Origin of the sequence: Streptomyces sparsogenes subsp. cuspidosporus (assembly GCF_039532705.1) — a bacterium.
Lineage (GTDB): Bacteria > Actinomycetota > Actinomycetes > Streptomycetales > Streptomycetaceae > Streptomyces > Streptomyces sparsogenes.
This window is the reverse complement of record NZ_BAAASD010000022.1, coordinates 67,440-81,608: the sequence shown is the minus strand read 5'-3', so window position 1 is coordinate 81,608 and position 14,169 is coordinate 67,440. Positions and strand designations below refer to the sequence as shown.

At 70.4% G+C, this 14,169-nt stretch carries 13 protein-coding genes; 6 read left to right on the top strand and 7 right to left on the bottom strand.

Annotation, left to right across the window (positions count from 1 at the left end; translation table 11 throughout):
* Nucleotide 1: 1 nt before the first annotated feature.
* The 3 genes from sbnA to ABFY07_RS24415 all read right to left on the bottom strand — a co-directional run bounded on the left by sbnA (nt 2) and on the right by ABFY07_RS24415 (nt 1,868).
* Nucleotides 2-1,000, bottom strand: a complete 999-nt coding sequence (sbnA, locus tag ABFY07_RS24425; protein WP_346176539.1) for a 2,3-diaminopropionate biosynthesis protein SbnA — start codon at nt 998-1,000, stop codon at nt 2-4.
* Between the two features lie 38 nt (nt 1,001-1,038).
* The gene (locus ABFY07_RS24420; RefSeq protein ID WP_346176538.1) at nt 1,039-1,416 is read right to left on the bottom strand and encodes a hypothetical protein; all 378 of its coding nucleotides are present in this window, start codon (nt 1,414-1,416) and stop codon (nt 1,039-1,041) included.
* A gap of 182 nt (nt 1,417-1,598) precedes the next feature.
* Entirely contained in the window at nt 1,599-1,868 is a 270-nt protein-coding gene (locus ABFY07_RS24415; RefSeq protein WP_346176537.1) for a hypothetical protein, read from the bottom strand.
* 166 nt (nt 1,869-2,034) lie between these two features.
* Here ABFY07_RS24415 and ABFY07_RS24410 point away from each other — a divergent pair, with 166 nt between their 5' ends.
* Nucleotides 2,035-3,054 (top strand): LuxR C-terminal-related transcriptional regulator, encoded by a 1,020-nt coding sequence (locus ABFY07_RS24410; protein ID WP_346176536.1) that lies wholly within the window; start codon nt 2,035-2,037, stop codon nt 3,052-3,054.
* A gap of 20 nt (nt 3,055-3,074) precedes the next feature.
* On the opposite strand, the gene ABFY07_RS24405 is transcribed toward ABFY07_RS24410, so the two are convergent.
* Nucleotides 3,075-3,920, bottom strand: a complete 846-nt coding sequence (locus ABFY07_RS24405; RefSeq protein WP_346176535.1) for an ABC transporter permease — start codon at nt 3,918-3,920, stop codon at nt 3,075-3,077.
* On the bottom strand, nt 3,917-4,882 hold the full coding sequence (locus tag ABFY07_RS24400; RefSeq protein ID WP_346176534.1) for an ATP-binding cassette domain-containing protein: 966 nt from the start codon (nt 4,880-4,882) through the stop codon (nt 3,917-3,919). Before ABFY07_RS24400 ends, ABFY07_RS24405 begins: the two co-directional genes overlap by 4 nt.
* Nucleotides 4,883-5,164: 282 nt before the next feature.
* Between ABFY07_RS24400 and ABFY07_RS24395 the strand changes: the two genes are divergently transcribed.
* Both ABFY07_RS24395 and sbnB read left to right on the top strand, forming a co-directional pair.
* On the top strand, nt 5,165-7,405 hold the full coding sequence (locus tag ABFY07_RS24395) for an MMPL family transporter (RefSeq protein ID WP_346176533.1): 2,241 nt from the start codon (nt 5,165-5,167) through the stop codon (nt 7,403-7,405).
* A gap of 195 nt (nt 7,406-7,600) precedes the next feature.
* Complete coding sequence (gene sbnB / locus ABFY07_RS24390) at nt 7,601-8,608, top strand: 2,3-diaminopropionate biosynthesis protein SbnB (protein ID WP_346176532.1); 1,008 nt, start codon at nt 7,601-7,603, stop codon at nt 8,606-8,608.
* A gap of 45 nt (nt 8,609-8,653) precedes the next feature.
* On the opposite strand, the gene ABFY07_RS24385 is transcribed toward sbnB, so the two are convergent.
* Entirely contained in the window at nt 8,654-9,349 is a 696-nt protein-coding gene (locus ABFY07_RS24385) for a response regulator (RefSeq protein WP_346176531.1), read from the bottom strand.
* Entirely contained in the window at nt 9,346-11,145 is a 1,800-nt protein-coding gene (locus ABFY07_RS24380) for a sensor histidine kinase (protein WP_346176570.1), read from the bottom strand. Before ABFY07_RS24380 ends, ABFY07_RS24385 begins: the two co-directional genes overlap by 4 nt.
* A gap of 226 nt (nt 11,146-11,371) precedes the next feature.
* On the opposite strand from ABFY07_RS24380, the gene ABFY07_RS24375 reads away from it, so the two are divergent.
* Genes ABFY07_RS24375 through ABFY07_RS24365 form a run of 3 tightly spaced genes read left to right on the top strand, consistent with a single transcriptional unit; the run spans nt 11,372 to nt 14,163 of the window.
* Nucleotides 11,372-12,184 carry an ABC transporter ATP-binding protein gene (locus tag ABFY07_RS24375; RefSeq protein ID WP_346176530.1) on the top strand — a complete coding sequence of 271 codons (813 nt, stop codon included), beginning with the start codon at nt 11,372-11,374 and terminating at the stop codon, nt 12,182-12,184.
* Nucleotides 12,177-13,073, top strand: a complete 897-nt coding sequence (locus ABFY07_RS24370; protein ID WP_346176529.1) for an ABC transporter permease — start codon at nt 12,177-12,179, stop codon at nt 13,071-13,073. Before ABFY07_RS24375 ends, ABFY07_RS24370 begins: the two co-directional genes overlap by 8 nt.
* 58 nt (nt 13,074-13,131) lie before the next feature.
* Nucleotides 13,132-14,163 carry an ABC transporter substrate-binding protein gene (locus ABFY07_RS24365; RefSeq protein WP_346176528.1) on the top strand — a complete coding sequence of 344 codons (1,032 nt, stop codon included), beginning with the start codon at nt 13,132-13,134 and terminating at the stop codon, nt 14,161-14,163.
* Nucleotides 14,164-14,169 lie beyond the last annotated feature (6 nt).

The following is a 14,169-nucleotide window of genomic DNA, read 5'->3' as shown; positions in this document are numbered from 1 at the left end:
GTCAGTGCACTCCTGAAGTGACGGCGCCCGGACGGGGAGCCGGCTCCAGCGCGTCCAGGCCGTAGACGTCCTGGACCCAGGTGGGCCGGTAGATGGTGTCCAGGTAGCGGTCGCCGAGATCGGGCGAGATGGCCACGGCGGTGACGTCCTGGCCGGGTCGGTGCTCGGCCAGCCACTTGACGGCGCCGTTGACGACGGTGCCCGTGGAGCCGCCGAACAGAAAGCCGCCGCGGGCCAGGGTGTGACAGGTGCGGATGGTGTCGATCTCGGGGACCAGCACCATGTCGTCGATGTACCGCTGGTCGAACAGGGCGGGCCGGACACCGGCGCCCAGTCCGGGGATCATCCGGGGGCCGGCCGGCGCGCCGAAGGTGACCGAGCCGACGCTGTCGATGCCGACGACCGTGACGGGGGAGTTCGGCTGCTCCTTGAAGTAGCGCGCGCAGCCCATCAGCGTGCCCGTGGTGCCCGCCCCGACGAACAGCACGTCCAGGTCGGGAAACTGCTTTTCGATGGCGGGCGCGGTGGTGCGGTAGTGCGCCTTCCAGTTGTTCTGGTTGGCGTGCTGGTTGAGCCAGACGTAACGCGGGTCCGTGCTGCAAAGACCCCGTACGAAATCGAGGCGCGCCCCCAGAAACCCGCCGCTGGCGGACGGCTCGGTGATGACGTGCACCTCACTGCCGAGCGATTCGATGACCTGCCGCGTGGACAGGTTGGTCCGTGAGTCCACCACGCAGATGAACCGGTAGCCCTTGGCCGCGGCGATCACGCTGAGCGCCATACCGAGGTTTCCCGAAGAGGACTCGACCAGGATCGTTTCGGGGCCCAGGAGCCCGCCGCGCTCCGCTGCTTCGATCATGGACGCGGCGGCCTTGAGCTTCACTGAGCCGGCGAAGTTGAATCCCTCGCACTTCAGGTAGAGCGGATAACCGAACATCTCCCGCAGGTCCACGAAGAGGTCCTCCTCGTTGAACTCCTGCGGCGTCGTGATGATGGGCACGAGACCTTCCCCCTGATCGCCGTATCGCCGTATCGCCGCTAGTCCCAGCCCACGTCCTGCTTGCCGGCCGCGATGTCCCAGCCGACGTCGGGGTCCTGGCCCGCGGCCTTGTCCCAGCCCACGTCGGGGTCCCGGTCCGCGGCCAGGTCCCAGCCGACCTGCGGCGACGCGACGACGTGGTCCCAGCCGACCCCCGGGTCCCGGCCCGCGCCCCGGTCCCACCCGACCCCGGGAGAGGCGACGACTTTGTCCCAGCCGACCTCCGGGACGGAGGCGGCCGCTCTGTCCCAGCCGACGCCCTGCGCGCCCGAGGCGGTCGCGAGAATGACGGCTCCGAAAGCGAGCGAGATGAAGGCGTTCATGCGGGCCGAGGAGTGGGCCGAGGAGTGGGCCGGGGTGTGATTGGCGGCAGCCATGAGTATTCCCTTTTCTCTGGGTAGTGGTTACTCTCGAGTCGTCGGAACCGAGAATTCCAGAATGGGTTTCGAATTCTCGTCCGGTGATAAGAGTCTGTACCGCCCGTAGACCCGGTGTCATGTGTTCACGCTGTCAGGGTCCTGCGATGGCCGGAGAATGCCAGAGGGGATTTGGGAATTCCCTAGGCTTCGCCTCGACGGCCTTCCCACTCCCAGCCGCGGAGTTCATCCTGAGCGAGCAGACGGTCCACGATACGGACCGCGGTGGCCTCGGCCCGCTCCGCGGAAGTGGCGCACAGAAAGAGGACGGCGCCGGCACCCTCGAGATCGGTCTCGGCGTAGACGTGCTCCAGGCCGTCCTCCGGTTCGGCGGCGGCGTACACCAAAGCTCGTAGCTGCCCTGCGTCCACGATGGTACGGCCGCGCACCATGCGTCCCATGACGATGTACATGGCCACCTCTCACGGCTCGATGCCTGGCTGCCGAAGAACTGGTGAATTACTCAACTGCTGCCCGGACGGGCCCCGTTCGTGCCGTAACATGCGAGAGAATGATGATCGGGACGTACGGGTGGGTTTCGATCACGCGCGGGGGCGCGGGGGGCGAGGGGGTACACACGTGCTGGAGATCCTCGGTGTCAGTTCCGCGGCCGAGAGCGTCTACCGAGCCATGCTGGGCAAGCCCGAACTCGGCGTATCGGGGCTGGCCGCGCAGCTCGGCTGGAGTGAGGAGCAGGTCAGGGGCGCCCTGGACGAACTGGCCAGGCTCTCCCTGGTGCGCCAGTCGGACCAGCGGCCCGGCGGGCTCTTATTGGTCAACCCGGAGATCAGCCTGGTGTCCCTGCTGGCCCGCCAGGAGGTCGAACTGACCCAGCGGCAGCAGGAGATCACCTCCGGCCGGCTCGCGATCAGCAAGATCGTCGCCGAGTACGTCGACTCCGTCCAGAACCGGCGCCGCGTGGACGTCGAGGAGCTGAACGGCATCGACATGGTCCGGGTCCGGCTCGAGGAGCTGGCCCATGACTGCACCTCCGAGATCATGGAGTTCACCACCGGCGGGGGGCAGTCGGCCGAGTCCCGGCAGGCCAGCAAGCCGATCGACCAGGCCCTCCTGGAGCGCGGTGTGCACATGCGCTGCGTCTATCTGGAGAGCGTGATCAACCACCCCCAGACGGTGTCCTACCTGGACTGGCTCACCCAGCTCGGCTGCCGGGTCCGGGTGGCCCCCTCGCTGCCGCTGCGCATGATCATCTTCGACCGGCGGGCCGCCGTGGTGCCCAGCAACCCCGACAACACCGCGGTCGGGGCGCTGCTGCTGCGTGGCTCGGGGCTGGTCTCCGCCCTGTGCGCGCTGTTCGAGCACATCTGGGAAGACGCCCCGCCCTTCGGCGCCACCCGGCGGCGCGACGAGGACACCGGCCTCACCAGCCAGGCCCGCGCCGTGCTGAGCCTGCTGGCCCAGGGCCACACCGACGAGGTGGTGGCCCGCAAGATGGGCATCTCGGTGCGGACCGCCCGCCGGATCACCGCGGAGCTGATGACCCAGCTCGGCGCCCGCAGCCGGTTCCAGGCCGGTGTGATCGCCGGCGAGCGCGGCTGGCTGCAGGGCAGCGTGGACGGGTCTGCGGTACCGGACTGACCGGCGGCGGCCCGCCATGGTCAGCGCGCGGCCGCCGTGCGGAAGGTCCGCAGGGCCACCGGGATCAGTACGGCGATCAGCGCGGCCACCGTGATGACCGAGACCAGCACCGGATGCCGCATCGGCAGGCTGTCGCCGCCGGCGGCGGGTGCGTTGCCCCACAGCACCCGGCAGGCCTCGGACACCGAGCTGACCGGGTTCCACTCCACCACCGTGCGCAGCCAGCCGGGCAGGCCGGACAGCGGCATGAAGGAGTTGGACATGAACGAGAGGATGACCAGCGTCAGCGCCGAGATGCCGTTGATGGCCTCCATGTTGCGCAGCACCATCCCCAGCAGCGCGCCGAGCCACAGCATGGCGTACGCGAAAGCCAGCAGCAGCGCGAAGCCGGCCGCCACGGACAGCACACCGGCGTCGGTGCGCCAGCCGACCAGCAGGCCGATGCCCGCCACCGCCACCATGCTGATCGCCGCCGGGACGAGGTCGGCCGCGGTGTGGCTGACCAGCACCGAGGAGCGGGCCATCGGCAGCGAGCGGAACCGGTCGATCAGGCCCTTGCCCAGGTCGGAGGCCACGCCGAGCGCGGTGATGCCGACACAGGTGAGCCCGATCTGGGCGAACACCCCGGCCATGACGTAGTCGTGGTATTCGACACCGCCGTTGTCCTTGATCGTGATAACACTGGCGAACAGATAGCCGAGGATCACCACCATGGCCACCGGGGTCAGGGCCACCGCGATGAGCTTCTCCGGTGTTCTGCGCAGATGCCTCAGATGCCGGCCGGTCAGGGCCAGCACGTCCCCGATCCCGGCCGGCCCGCCCGCGCCCACCCGGGGCCGGGCCGCCGGTGCCGTCACGCCGCTCATGAGCCGTCCTCCGCGGTGGTGGTCTTGTTGTTCTCGCCGGTGAGGTGAAAGAACACGTCGTCGAGCGAGGGCCGGCGCAGCGCGAAGTCGACGACATCGGCCCCGCTGCCCTCCAGCGCCGTGGCGGCGGCCGCGATGGCGCCCATCCTGTCCGCCAGTTGGACGGAAATCCGGTGGCCCGTCTCGTCCACGGTGGGGCTGGCCACGGCCACCGGGCCCAGCGCGGCGAGCGCCGCGGGCAGGTCCCCGGCGGTGGCGACGGCCACCTCCAGCCATTCCTCGCCGACCTTCTGCTTGAGTTCGTCCGGGGTGCCCTCGGCGAGGGTGCGGCCGGCCGCGAACACCATGATCTGATCGGCGAGGTAGTCCGCCTCCTCCAGGTACTGCGTGGTCAGCAGCACGGTCACCCCCTGGGCCACCTGCTCGCGGACCATCTGCCACAGCACCATCCGGCTGGACGGGTCGAGGCCGGTCGTCGGCTCGTCCAGGAACAGCACGTCCGGCGCGGCGATCAGACAGGCCGCCAGGTCCAGCCGGCGCCGCATCCCGCCCGAGTAGGTGCGCACCGGGCGGTCCGCGGCCCCGGTGAGCTCGAACGCGGTCAGCAGCTCGTCCGCCCGCTGCCGCGCCCGCCGGCGGCCGAGCCGCAGCAGCGTGCCCAGCAGGACCAGGTTCTCCCGGCCGGTGAGCAGCTCGTCCACCGCCGCGTACTGGCCCGCCAGGCCGATCCGCCGCCGCACCTCGCGCGGTTCGCGTACGACGTCGAAGCCCGCGACCCGGGCGCTGCCGGAGTCCGGCTCCAGCAGCGTGGCCAGCACCCGGACGGTGGTGGTCTTGCCGGCGCCGTTGTGGCCCAGCAGCCCGAGCACCGTTCCGGCCCGTACCTCGAGATCCACTCCCGCGAGCGCCTGGTGGTTTCCGTAACGCTTTCCAAGATTCTCTGCCGCGATGGCGATATCCACGAATCCCCCTCTCCCAGCTTTCCCTTTCGATGGAATTCCGAATTCCCTTCGAAACGTTCCCTTCGGAACGTGGGAGTTCGGGTATCGATCTGCTGGGAAATGTAGCAGCGGAATCGCACGCTCGGTGCCTGATATGTCCGGATCCGGGTGGCAGTACTCTGCAGCCGCAGCTTGCTGCAAGCTCGACCGGCTCCATGGCCTCTGATCAGCGCCTAGCGTTTTCAACAATCCCCCACGGCCTCCGCGGCTACGGGGCAAACGCCGCTGACCGCAGGAGAGGTAATGGCACGTCATCGAAATTTCGCCGCCGCGCTCGGTGACTGGAGCGCCCGCCACCGGAAGACCGCCGTCTTCGGCTGGATCGTCCTGGTCGTCCTGGTCACCGTCGTGGGCGGCGCCGCGGGACAGAAGACCCTGACCAACGCGGACTACGGCACCGGCGACTCCGGCCGGGCCGAGCGCATCCTCCAGGACGCCGACCTGGCACCGCTCGCCGCGGAGCTGGTCCTGGTGCACAGCGACAAACTCACCGCCGACGACGCCGAGTTCCGGGGCGCCGTCACCGCCACCGTGAACGCCATCAAGGCGACCGGCCTGGTCACCAACCTCCACGACCCGAACACCAGCCACGTGGTCTCCGAGGACAAGCACTCCGCGCTCATCCAGTACGACGTCAAGGGCGACCCGGACACCGCGGCCGACCGCATCCAGCCCGTCATCGACGCCGTCGAGAAGACCGACAAGGCCCAGGCCTCGGTGACCCTCGGCCAGTACGGCGCCGCCACCGGCCTCAAGGGCATCAACGACAGCCTCGGCGAGGACTTCGCCCGGGCCGAGATGACCGCCCTGCCGGTCGCCCTCGGCATCCTGCTGGTCGTCTTCGGCGCCTTCGTGGCCGCCGTGCTGCCGGTGCTGCTCGCCGCCACCGCCTGCGTGGGCGCCATGGGCCTGCTGGCCCTGACCAGCCAGGTGGTGCCGGTCGACGGCATGACCAGCTCCGTGATGTTCCTCATGGGCCTGGCCGTCGGCGTCGACTACTGCCTGTTCTACCTGCGCCGCGAGCGGGAGGAGCGCGCCGCGGGACGCGACAGGGACACCGCCCTGCACATCGCCGCCGCCACCTCCGGACACTCGGTGCTGATCTCCGGCATCACCGTGGTGGTCGCCATGGCCGGCATGTTCCTGTCCGGGCTGACCGTGTTCAAGGGCTTCGCCTTCGCCACCATCGAGGTCGTCCTGATCGCGGTGCTCGGCTCCATGACCGTCCTGCCCGCCATGATGGCCATGCTCGGCGACAAGGTCGAGAAGGGCCGCATCCCGTTCATCGGACGCCGCCGCCAGGCCCGCGCCGCGGCCGCCGCGACCGGCGCCGGCCGCCGCAACAACGCCCTGCTGCGCGGGGTGCTCGCCAGGCCCGGTGCCTTCGCCCTGCTGGGCGCCGCCCTGCTGCTGGCCCTCGCCGCCCCCGCCCTGGGCATGAAGACCGAGAAGCTCGGCACCGACAAGCTGCTCCCCGCCGACAACCCGATGGTGTCCGTCTCGGAACGGATCGGAAAGGAGTTCCCCGGCGCGCCCGCCCCGGCCGGCGTGGTGGTCGAGTCCGACGACATCGACTCGCCCAAGGTCACCCAGGCCATCGCCGACTTCAAGAAGGCGGCGCTCGCCTCCGGGCAGACCGGCAAGCAGATCGACGTCACGGTCCACGCCAAGCAGAACATCGCCGAGATCAGCGTCCCGCTGGTCGGCAACGGCAGCGACGCCACCTCCAAGAAGGCCCTGGAGGAACTGCGCTCCACCCTGATCCCCGACACCCTGGGCAAGGTCTCCGGCACCACCGCCCTGGTCCGCGGTGACCTGGCCTTCTCCGAGGACTACAACGACCAGCTCAAGAGCAGCATCGTCCCGGTCTTCGCCTTCGTGATGGGCGTGACCTTCCTGCTGATGCTGGTGTCCTTCCGGTCCCCGGTCATCGCGCTGACCTCGATCGTCCTCAACCTGCTGTCGGTGGGCGCCGCGTACGGCGTGATGACCGCCGTCTTCCAGCACGGCTGGGGCGCCTCCCTGGTCGGCACCGAGGCCCCGGGCGCCCTGGAGTCCTGGATGCCGCTGTTCGTCTTCGTGGTCCTCTTCGGCCTCTCGATGGACTACCACGTGTTCGTGGTCTCCCGGATCCGCGAGGCCTACGACCGCGGGGCCACCACCCGGGACGCCATCGCCCACGGCATCCGCTCCACCGCCGGGGTGGTCACCAGCGCCGGCCTGATCATGGTGGCGGTGTTCGCGGTCTTCGGCACCCTCGCCATGCAGGACTTCAAGCAGCTGGGCGTGGGCCTGGCGGTGGCCGTCCTGCTCGACGCCACCGTCGTCCGGGCGATCCTGCTGCCCTCCGTGATGGCCCTGCTGGGCAAGGCCAACTGGGCCGCCCCCGGCTTCCTCCGCAAGTCCCGCCCCGCCGCGACACACCAGGCGGGCCAGGGCCACGTGGCGGCACGCGAGACGCAGAGCGTGCCGGTCACGTACTGAACACCCACGAGCCCGACACGTACAGCACCCCGGAACGACAGCACCCCGGAACGACAGCAGCACGGAACGACAGCACCCCGGAACGACAGCAGCACGGAACGACAGAGCGACGGACGGGCGGTGGCCGGCCACGCGTCGGCCCCGCCCGCCACGTAACCACCGCAACCAGCCCGCCAGCGACCGGAAGGGAAACCCGTGTTCGAGTTCAGCGTGATCGGCGGCAGAACGGCCCGCGACATCATCGGCCGCAGCCGCCGGGAGATCGTGCGGGAGGTGAGGGAGACCTATCTGACCCACGACGAGGGCGACTCCGTCAACCCGGACAGCTACTTCCTGCGCTTCCCCGACAAGCCCGACGCCCGCATCATCGCCCTCCCCGCGTACCTGGGCGGCAAGCACGACGTCGCCGGCATCAAGTGGATCGGCAGCTTCCCGGGCAACATCGCCAACGGCATCCCCCGCGCCTCAGCCGCCCTGCTCCTCAACGACTACGCCACCGGCCACCCCTTCGCCCTCCTCGAAGCCTCCCAGATCAGCGCCGCCCGCACCGCGGCCTCCGCCGTCCTCGCCGCCGAACAGCTCACCGGCGGCCGCACCGCCCGCCGGCTCACAGTGATCGGCGCGGGCATCATCGCCCGCAACATCCTCGAGTTCTTCGCCGCCCAGGAATGGTCCGTCGACACCCTCGTCGTCCACGACCAGCACCCCGAGTACGGCCGGGCCCTCGCCGGCTACGCCACCGACTCCCTCGGCTACCGCGCCGAGACCACCGACGACCTGCGCACCGCCCTGGACGTGGCCGACGTGGTCGTCCTGGCCACCACCGCCGGCGAGCCCTACATCCTCGACCCGCGCGCCTTCGCCCCCGGGCAGGTGGTCCTCAACATCTCCCTGCGCGACATCGGCCCCGAGATCGTCCACGACTCGTACAACATCGTCGACGACATCGACCACTGCCTCAAGGCCAACACCTCACCCCACCTGGCCGAGCAGAAGTACGGCAACCGGGACTTCATCACCGGCACCCTCGCCCAGCACATCCGCGGCGAGGTCACCACGCGCCCCGACAAGCCCGTGATCTTCTCGCCCTTCGGCCTCGGCGTGCTCGACCTCGCGGTCGGCGCCCACGTCTACCGCGCCGCCACCGAGGCGGGCGAGGCCATCGCCATCGACGACTTCTTCGGCGAGACCACCCGCTGGTAGCCCCGCCGCCCGGCCACCCGGGAACTCCGCCACCGGCCGCCCAGGTCAGTTCACCGCCACCCAGGAGTAGCGGTGTTCGGGGCGGCCGGTGTCGCCGTATTTGAGGCTGAGGCTGATCCGCCCCGCGTGTTCCAGGTACTTGAGATAGCGCTGCGCGGTGGAGCGGCTGATCCCCGTGCGCTCGGCGACCTCGTGGGCGGAGAGCGGACGGTCGGCCTGGCCCAGGGCGCGGCGGATGAGGTCGACCGTCGGCGCGGAGTGGCCCTTGGGGAGCGCGGAGCGAGCGGTGGCGTCGGCGGTCCGGAAGGCGCCGAAGATCCGGTCCACCCGCTCCTGGCCCGTCTCACCGCGCCCGCCGACCCCCTCGAGCGTGTGGCGCAGCGTCGTATAGCCGTCGAGCTTGGCGCGCAGCCCCGCGAAGTTGAACGGCTTGACCAGGTACTGCAGCGCGCCGTACCGCATGGCGGCCTGGACGGTGGCGACATCGCAGGCCGCCGTCACCATGATCACATCCGCGTGGTGGCCGAGCTGCCGCATCCGCCGGACCAGGGTCAGCCCGGTCTCGTCGGGCAGGTAGTGGTCGAGCAGGACGAGGTCGACATGGGTGCGTTCCAGGGTCGCCAGGGCCTGGGCGGCGGTATGGGCGCGGGCGGCGACCCGGAAGCCGGGCACCTGGGCCACATACGCGGAGTTGATCTCCGCGACGTGGAAGTCGTCGTCCACGACGAGGACGTCGATCATCGTGACTCTCCCGCTGTGGTGAGCTGCTGGACGGGGACGTGGTCCGCGCGCGTGTCGCCGCCCGGGGCCGGGCCCGGGGCGGTGGTCAGGTCGGGGGCCGAGGTCAGGTCCGGGGCGGTGGTCAGGTCCGGGGCCGAGGTCGGGCCGGGGGCGGTGGTCAGGTCCGGGTCAGGGGCCGGGGTGCGGGCTGCGTCCGGATCGAGTGCCTCGGGCAGGATGACGGTGAACACCGCGCCCCCGCCCGCCCGGGCGGTGACCCGGGCCATCCCGCCGTACCGCTCGGCGAGCCGCCGCACCAGGGCCAGACCGATGCCCCGGCCGCGCGGGGACGGCGCGGGGGAGGAGGGGGCCCGCTTGGTGGACCAGCCCTCGGCGAAGATCTGTTCGCGCATCCCGGGCGGCACGCCCGGGCCGTTGTCGCTGACGCGCAGCACGGCCGTGGTGCCCTCGGCGCGCAGTTCGACCTCGATGAACGGGTCGGGGCGGGACTGGGAGGCCACGGCGTCCAGCGCGTTGTCGACCAGGTTGCCGAGCACGGTCACCAGATCGCGCGGGTCGACCACCCGCTCGGTCAGCAGGGTCTGGGGCGACACGCGCAGGGACGCCCCGCGCTCCGCCACGATGGCGGCCTTCCCGACGAGCAGCGCCGAGAGCAGCGGGTCGCGCACCCGCTCGGAGATCTGCTCGGCGGAGGCCCGATGGGTGTCGGTGAGCCCGGAGATGAATTCCGCGGCCCGCTGGTGCAGCCCGAGTTCGAGCAGCCCGAGCAGGGTGTGCAGCCGGTTGGCGTGTTCGTGGCCCTGGGCGCGCAGGGCGTCCAGGAGCCCGCGGGTGGAGTCCAGCTCCCGGCCCAGCAGCTCCAGTTCGGTGCGGTCGCGCAGCGTCGCCACCGCGCCGCCGTCCTTGGTCGGCATCCGGTTGGCCACCAGGACCCGGCCGCCGCTGACGGTCAGCAGATCCGCCCCGTCGGCCCGTCCCGCCAGCACCTCCGTGGTACGGCCCGGGGGCAGCGCCTCCTCCAGGGTGCGGCCGGTGGCGTCCGCGCCGACGCCGAGCAGCCGCCGCGCCTCGTCGTTGATCAGACGGATCCGGCCCTCCCGGTCGAAGGCGACCACGCCCTCGCGGATGCCGTGCAGCATGGCCTCGCGCTCGTCGAGCAGCGCCGAGATGTCGGCGAACGCGATCCCGTGCGTACGGCGGTGCAGGCTGCGCGAGACGCCGATCGCGGCCAGCACGCCCACGCCGAGCGCCAGACCCGCGTACCGCAGCAGCCGGGGCACGGTGGCGAGCAACTGGTCGCGGACGCTGCCGTAGCCGATGCCGACCGACACCGCGCCGACGATCTTCCCATCGGCGGTGCGCAGCGGCACCTTGGCGCGGGCCGAGCGGCCCAGGGTACCGACGTCGATCTGCATGATCTGCTGTCCGGAGAGCGCTGCCCCCGGGTCGGTGGAGACGTGTTCGCCGATGCGCGCGGTGGTGGTGTGCGACCAGCGCACCCCACGCCGGTCCAGCACCACCACGTACAGCGCCCCGGTGGCCCGGCGGATCCGCTCGGCCTTCCGCTGCACCGGCCCCCGCGCGCTCGGCGCGGTGGTCAGCAGATCGTCGGCGAGGTGGGGGTCGGCGGCGGTGGCCTGGGCGATGGAGAGCGCCTTGTGCATGGCCTGGTCGTCGATCTCGGAGCTGAGCGGGGCGAGGAAGAGCCCGGTGGCGAGCACCATCACCCCGGCGGTGAGGGTCAGCTGCACGGCCAGCACCTGGGCGGAGACACGTCTGGGCCAGCGGATCCGCACCTCGGTCACCCCTGTCTCCAGGCCCTCCGCGCAAGCGGTATGAGCTATTCCGTTTACCTCGCTGTCATCGCACGGTAAGGGTGCTCCGCGCCGGTTGCCCAGGGTCCGTAGCGGATTCGTTGCCGTAGCGCGAGCTAAACGAGCAGAACGGGGTTTGCGCGCACAAGAGCGCGTTGTGCCCTCAAGGCTGCCGGTGTGGCCCGCGCCACTCCTAGCCTCCTCGGCCATGAGCAGACACACCGGCCCTGCTATCGAGTTGCGGGGCACGAGCAAGGTGTTCCGGACGCCGTCCGGGGGCCTCCACACCGCCGTCAGGGATCTGGACCTGACCGTCGGGCGGGGCGAGTTCGTCGCCGTGGTCGGCCCCACCGGATGCGGGAAGTCCACGACACTGACCCTCGTCAGCGGACTGGAAGAGCCCACCGAGGGCGATGTGCTGGTGGCCGGCGAGCCGGTCCGCGGCATCGGGTCCAAGGTCGGCTTCGTCTTCCAGCAGGACGCGGTCTTCCCCTGGCGCAGCGTGCTGTCCAACGTGATGGCCGGGCCCCGCTTCCGCGGCGTGCCGAAGGCGGAGGCGAGGGAGCGGGCGCGGGAGTGGCTGGCCCGGGTCGGGCTCTCGTCCTTCGAGGACCGCTATCCGCACCAGCTGTCGGGCGGCCAGCGCAAGCGCGTCGCGCTCGCCGCCACCTTCGTCAACGACCCCGAGATCCTCCTCATGGACGAGCCGTTCTCGGCGCTCGACGTGCAGACCCGGGCGCTGATGTCCGACGAACTGCTCGAGCTGTGGTCCGGGACCGGAGCCTCCGTCGTCTTCGTCACCCACGACCTGGAGGAGTCCATCGCCCTCGCCGACAAGGTCGTGGTCATGACCGCCGGCCCGGCCACCGTCAAGGAAGTGTTCGAGATCGACCTGCCGAGGCCCCGCAAGGTCGAGTCGGTGCGGCTCGACCCCCGGTTCATCGAGATCTACCGCGAGATCTGGGCCTCGCTCGGCGAAGAGGTGCGGATCACCCGCGAGAGAGGAGCCTCGCATGCCTGAGGCCACGGCAGCCGCCACCCCCGTCGAGCAGGGCATCGGCAAGCACGGCATCGGCAAGGAAGGGCCCACCGACCGTACGACCGCCAGGGCACGGGCCGCCCGCAAACGCGCGATCCTCGTGCAGTCCACCCGCGCGCTGGTGCTGGTCGCGGTCCTGGGGCTGTGGGAGTGGTCCGCCCGTACCTCGGTCATCGACCCGTTCAACTTCTCGATGCCCTCGAAGGTCTGGGACCAGCTGAAGGAGTGGATCCTGCACGGCACCGCGCAGGGCCCGCTGTGGGAACAGGTCTGGGCCACGCTGCAGGAGGCGCTCATCGGCTGGGCCATCGGCGTGGCCGCGGGCGTCGTCCTCGGCATCGGACTCGGCCGGGCCCGCTTCCTCGCCGACGTGTTCGGGCCCTACATCAAGGTGCTCAACGCGCTGCCCCGGATCGTCCTCGCCCCGATCTTCCTCATCTGGTTCGGCCTCGGACCGGCCTCGAAGGTCGCCTCGGCGGTCGTGCTGGTCTTCTTCCCCGTCTTCTTCAACGCCTTCCAGGGCGCCCGGGAGGTCGACCGCAATCTGGTGGCCAACTCCCGCATCCTCGGCGCGAGCAACCGCCAGGTCACGCTGCAGGTCGTGATCCCCGCCGCCACCTCGTGGATCTTCACCAGCCTGCACGTCAGCTTCGGCTTCGCGCTGATCGGCGCGATCGTCGGCGAGTACATCGGCGCCACGAAGGGGATCGGGCTGCTGGTCGCCACCTCGCAGTCCACGTTCAACGCGGCCGGGGTGTACGCGGCGATGGTGATCCTCGCCGTCGTGGCCCTGCTGGCCGAGGGCCTGCTGACCTTCCTGGAGAGGCGGCTCTTCCGCTGGAAGCCGGCCCAGTCCGGCGCCGACCGCTGACGTACCCCTCTCCCTCCCCTTTCTCCCCTCCGTTTTCCCCCTCTCCCAAGGACGTGACATGCGCAGCTACGCCAAGATCTCCGCGGCGGCCGTCGCCGCGGCGCTCACCCTGACCACCCTCACCGCCTGCGGCAGCGACGCCTCCGGCGGGGACGGCAAGGACGGCAAGGTCAAGATCATGGTGGGTGGCCTGGACAAGGTCATCTACCTGCCCGCGATGCTCACCCAGCGGCTCGGCTACTTCAAGGACGAGGGCCTCGACGTCCAACTCCTCACCGAGCCCGCCGGTGTCCAGGCCGAAACCTCACTGGTGGCCGGCGAGGTGCAGGGCGCGGTCGGCTTCTACGACCACACGCTGGACCTCCAGGTCAAGGGCAAGCAGGTGGAGTCCGTCGTGCAGTTCTCCCACGCCCCCGGCGAGGTCGAGATCGTCTCCAACAAGGCCGCGGGCGAGATCGCCTCGCCCAAGGACTTCAAGGGCAAGAAGCTCGGCGTCACCGGCCTCGGCTCCTCCACCGACTTCCTCACCAAGTACCTGGCCGTCAACAGCGGGGTGAAGACCAGCGAGTTCACCCCGGTCGCGGTCGGCGCGGGCCAGACCTTCATCGCGGCCCTGAAGCAGGGCTCCATCCAGGGCGGCATGACCACCGACCCCACCGTCGCCCAGATCATGGACCAGAAGCTCGGCAAGATCCTCCTCGACATGCGCACCCCCGAGGGCTCCAAGGCCGCCCTCGGTGGCCCGTACCCCTCCTCCAGCCTCTACATGAACACGTCCTGGGTGAACAGCCACAAGGACACGGTCCAGAAGCTGGCCAACGCGTTCGTGAAGACCCTCAAGTGGATGTCCACCCACACCCCCGAGGAAATCGCCGCCAAGATGCCCGCCGACTACGCCCAGGGCGGCAAGGCGCTCTACGCCCAGGCGATCAAGTCCACCCTGCCGATGTTCACCAAGGACGGCGTCATGCCGGCGGACGGCCCGGCGACGGTCGAACGCGTCCTGAAGTCCTTCAACCCGAACCTGAAGAACGCCAAGGTCGACCTCGCCAAGACCTACACCACGGAGTTCGTGAAGAAGGCAGGCTGAGACCGG

What these genes read in the sequence shown, in the direction of transcription:
- ABFY07_RS24420 (WP_346176538.1), bottom strand. Translation starts at nt 1,416, where the DNA reads ATGGCTGCCGCCAATCACACCCCGGCCCACTCCTCGGCCCACTCCTCG.
- ABFY07_RS24415 (WP_346176537.1), bottom strand. Translation starts at nt 1,868, where the DNA reads ATGTACATCGTCATGGGACGCATGGTGCGCGGCCGTACCATCGTGGAC.
- ABFY07_RS24405 (WP_346176535.1), bottom strand. Translation starts at nt 3,920, where the DNA reads ATGAGCGGCGTGACGGCACCGGCGGCCCGGCCCCGGGTGGGCGCGGGC.
- ABFY07_RS24395 (WP_346176533.1), top strand. Translation starts at nt 5,165, where the DNA reads ATGGCACGTCATCGAAATTTCGCCGCCGCGCTCGGTGACTGGAGCGCC.
- ABFY07_RS24385 (WP_346176531.1), bottom strand. Translation starts at nt 9,349, where the DNA reads ATGATCGACGTCCTCGTCGTGGACGACGACTTCCACGTCGCGGAGATC.
- ABFY07_RS24375 (WP_346176530.1), top strand. Translation starts at nt 11,372, where the DNA reads ATGAGCAGACACACCGGCCCTGCTATCGAGTTGCGGGGCACGAGCAAG.
- ABFY07_RS24370 (WP_346176529.1), top strand. Translation starts at nt 12,177, where the DNA reads ATGCCTGAGGCCACGGCAGCCGCCACCCCCGTCGAGCAGGGCATCGGC.
- ABFY07_RS24365 (WP_346176528.1), top strand. Translation starts at nt 13,132, where the DNA reads ATGCGCAGCTACGCCAAGATCTCCGCGGCGGCCGTCGCCGCGGCGCTC.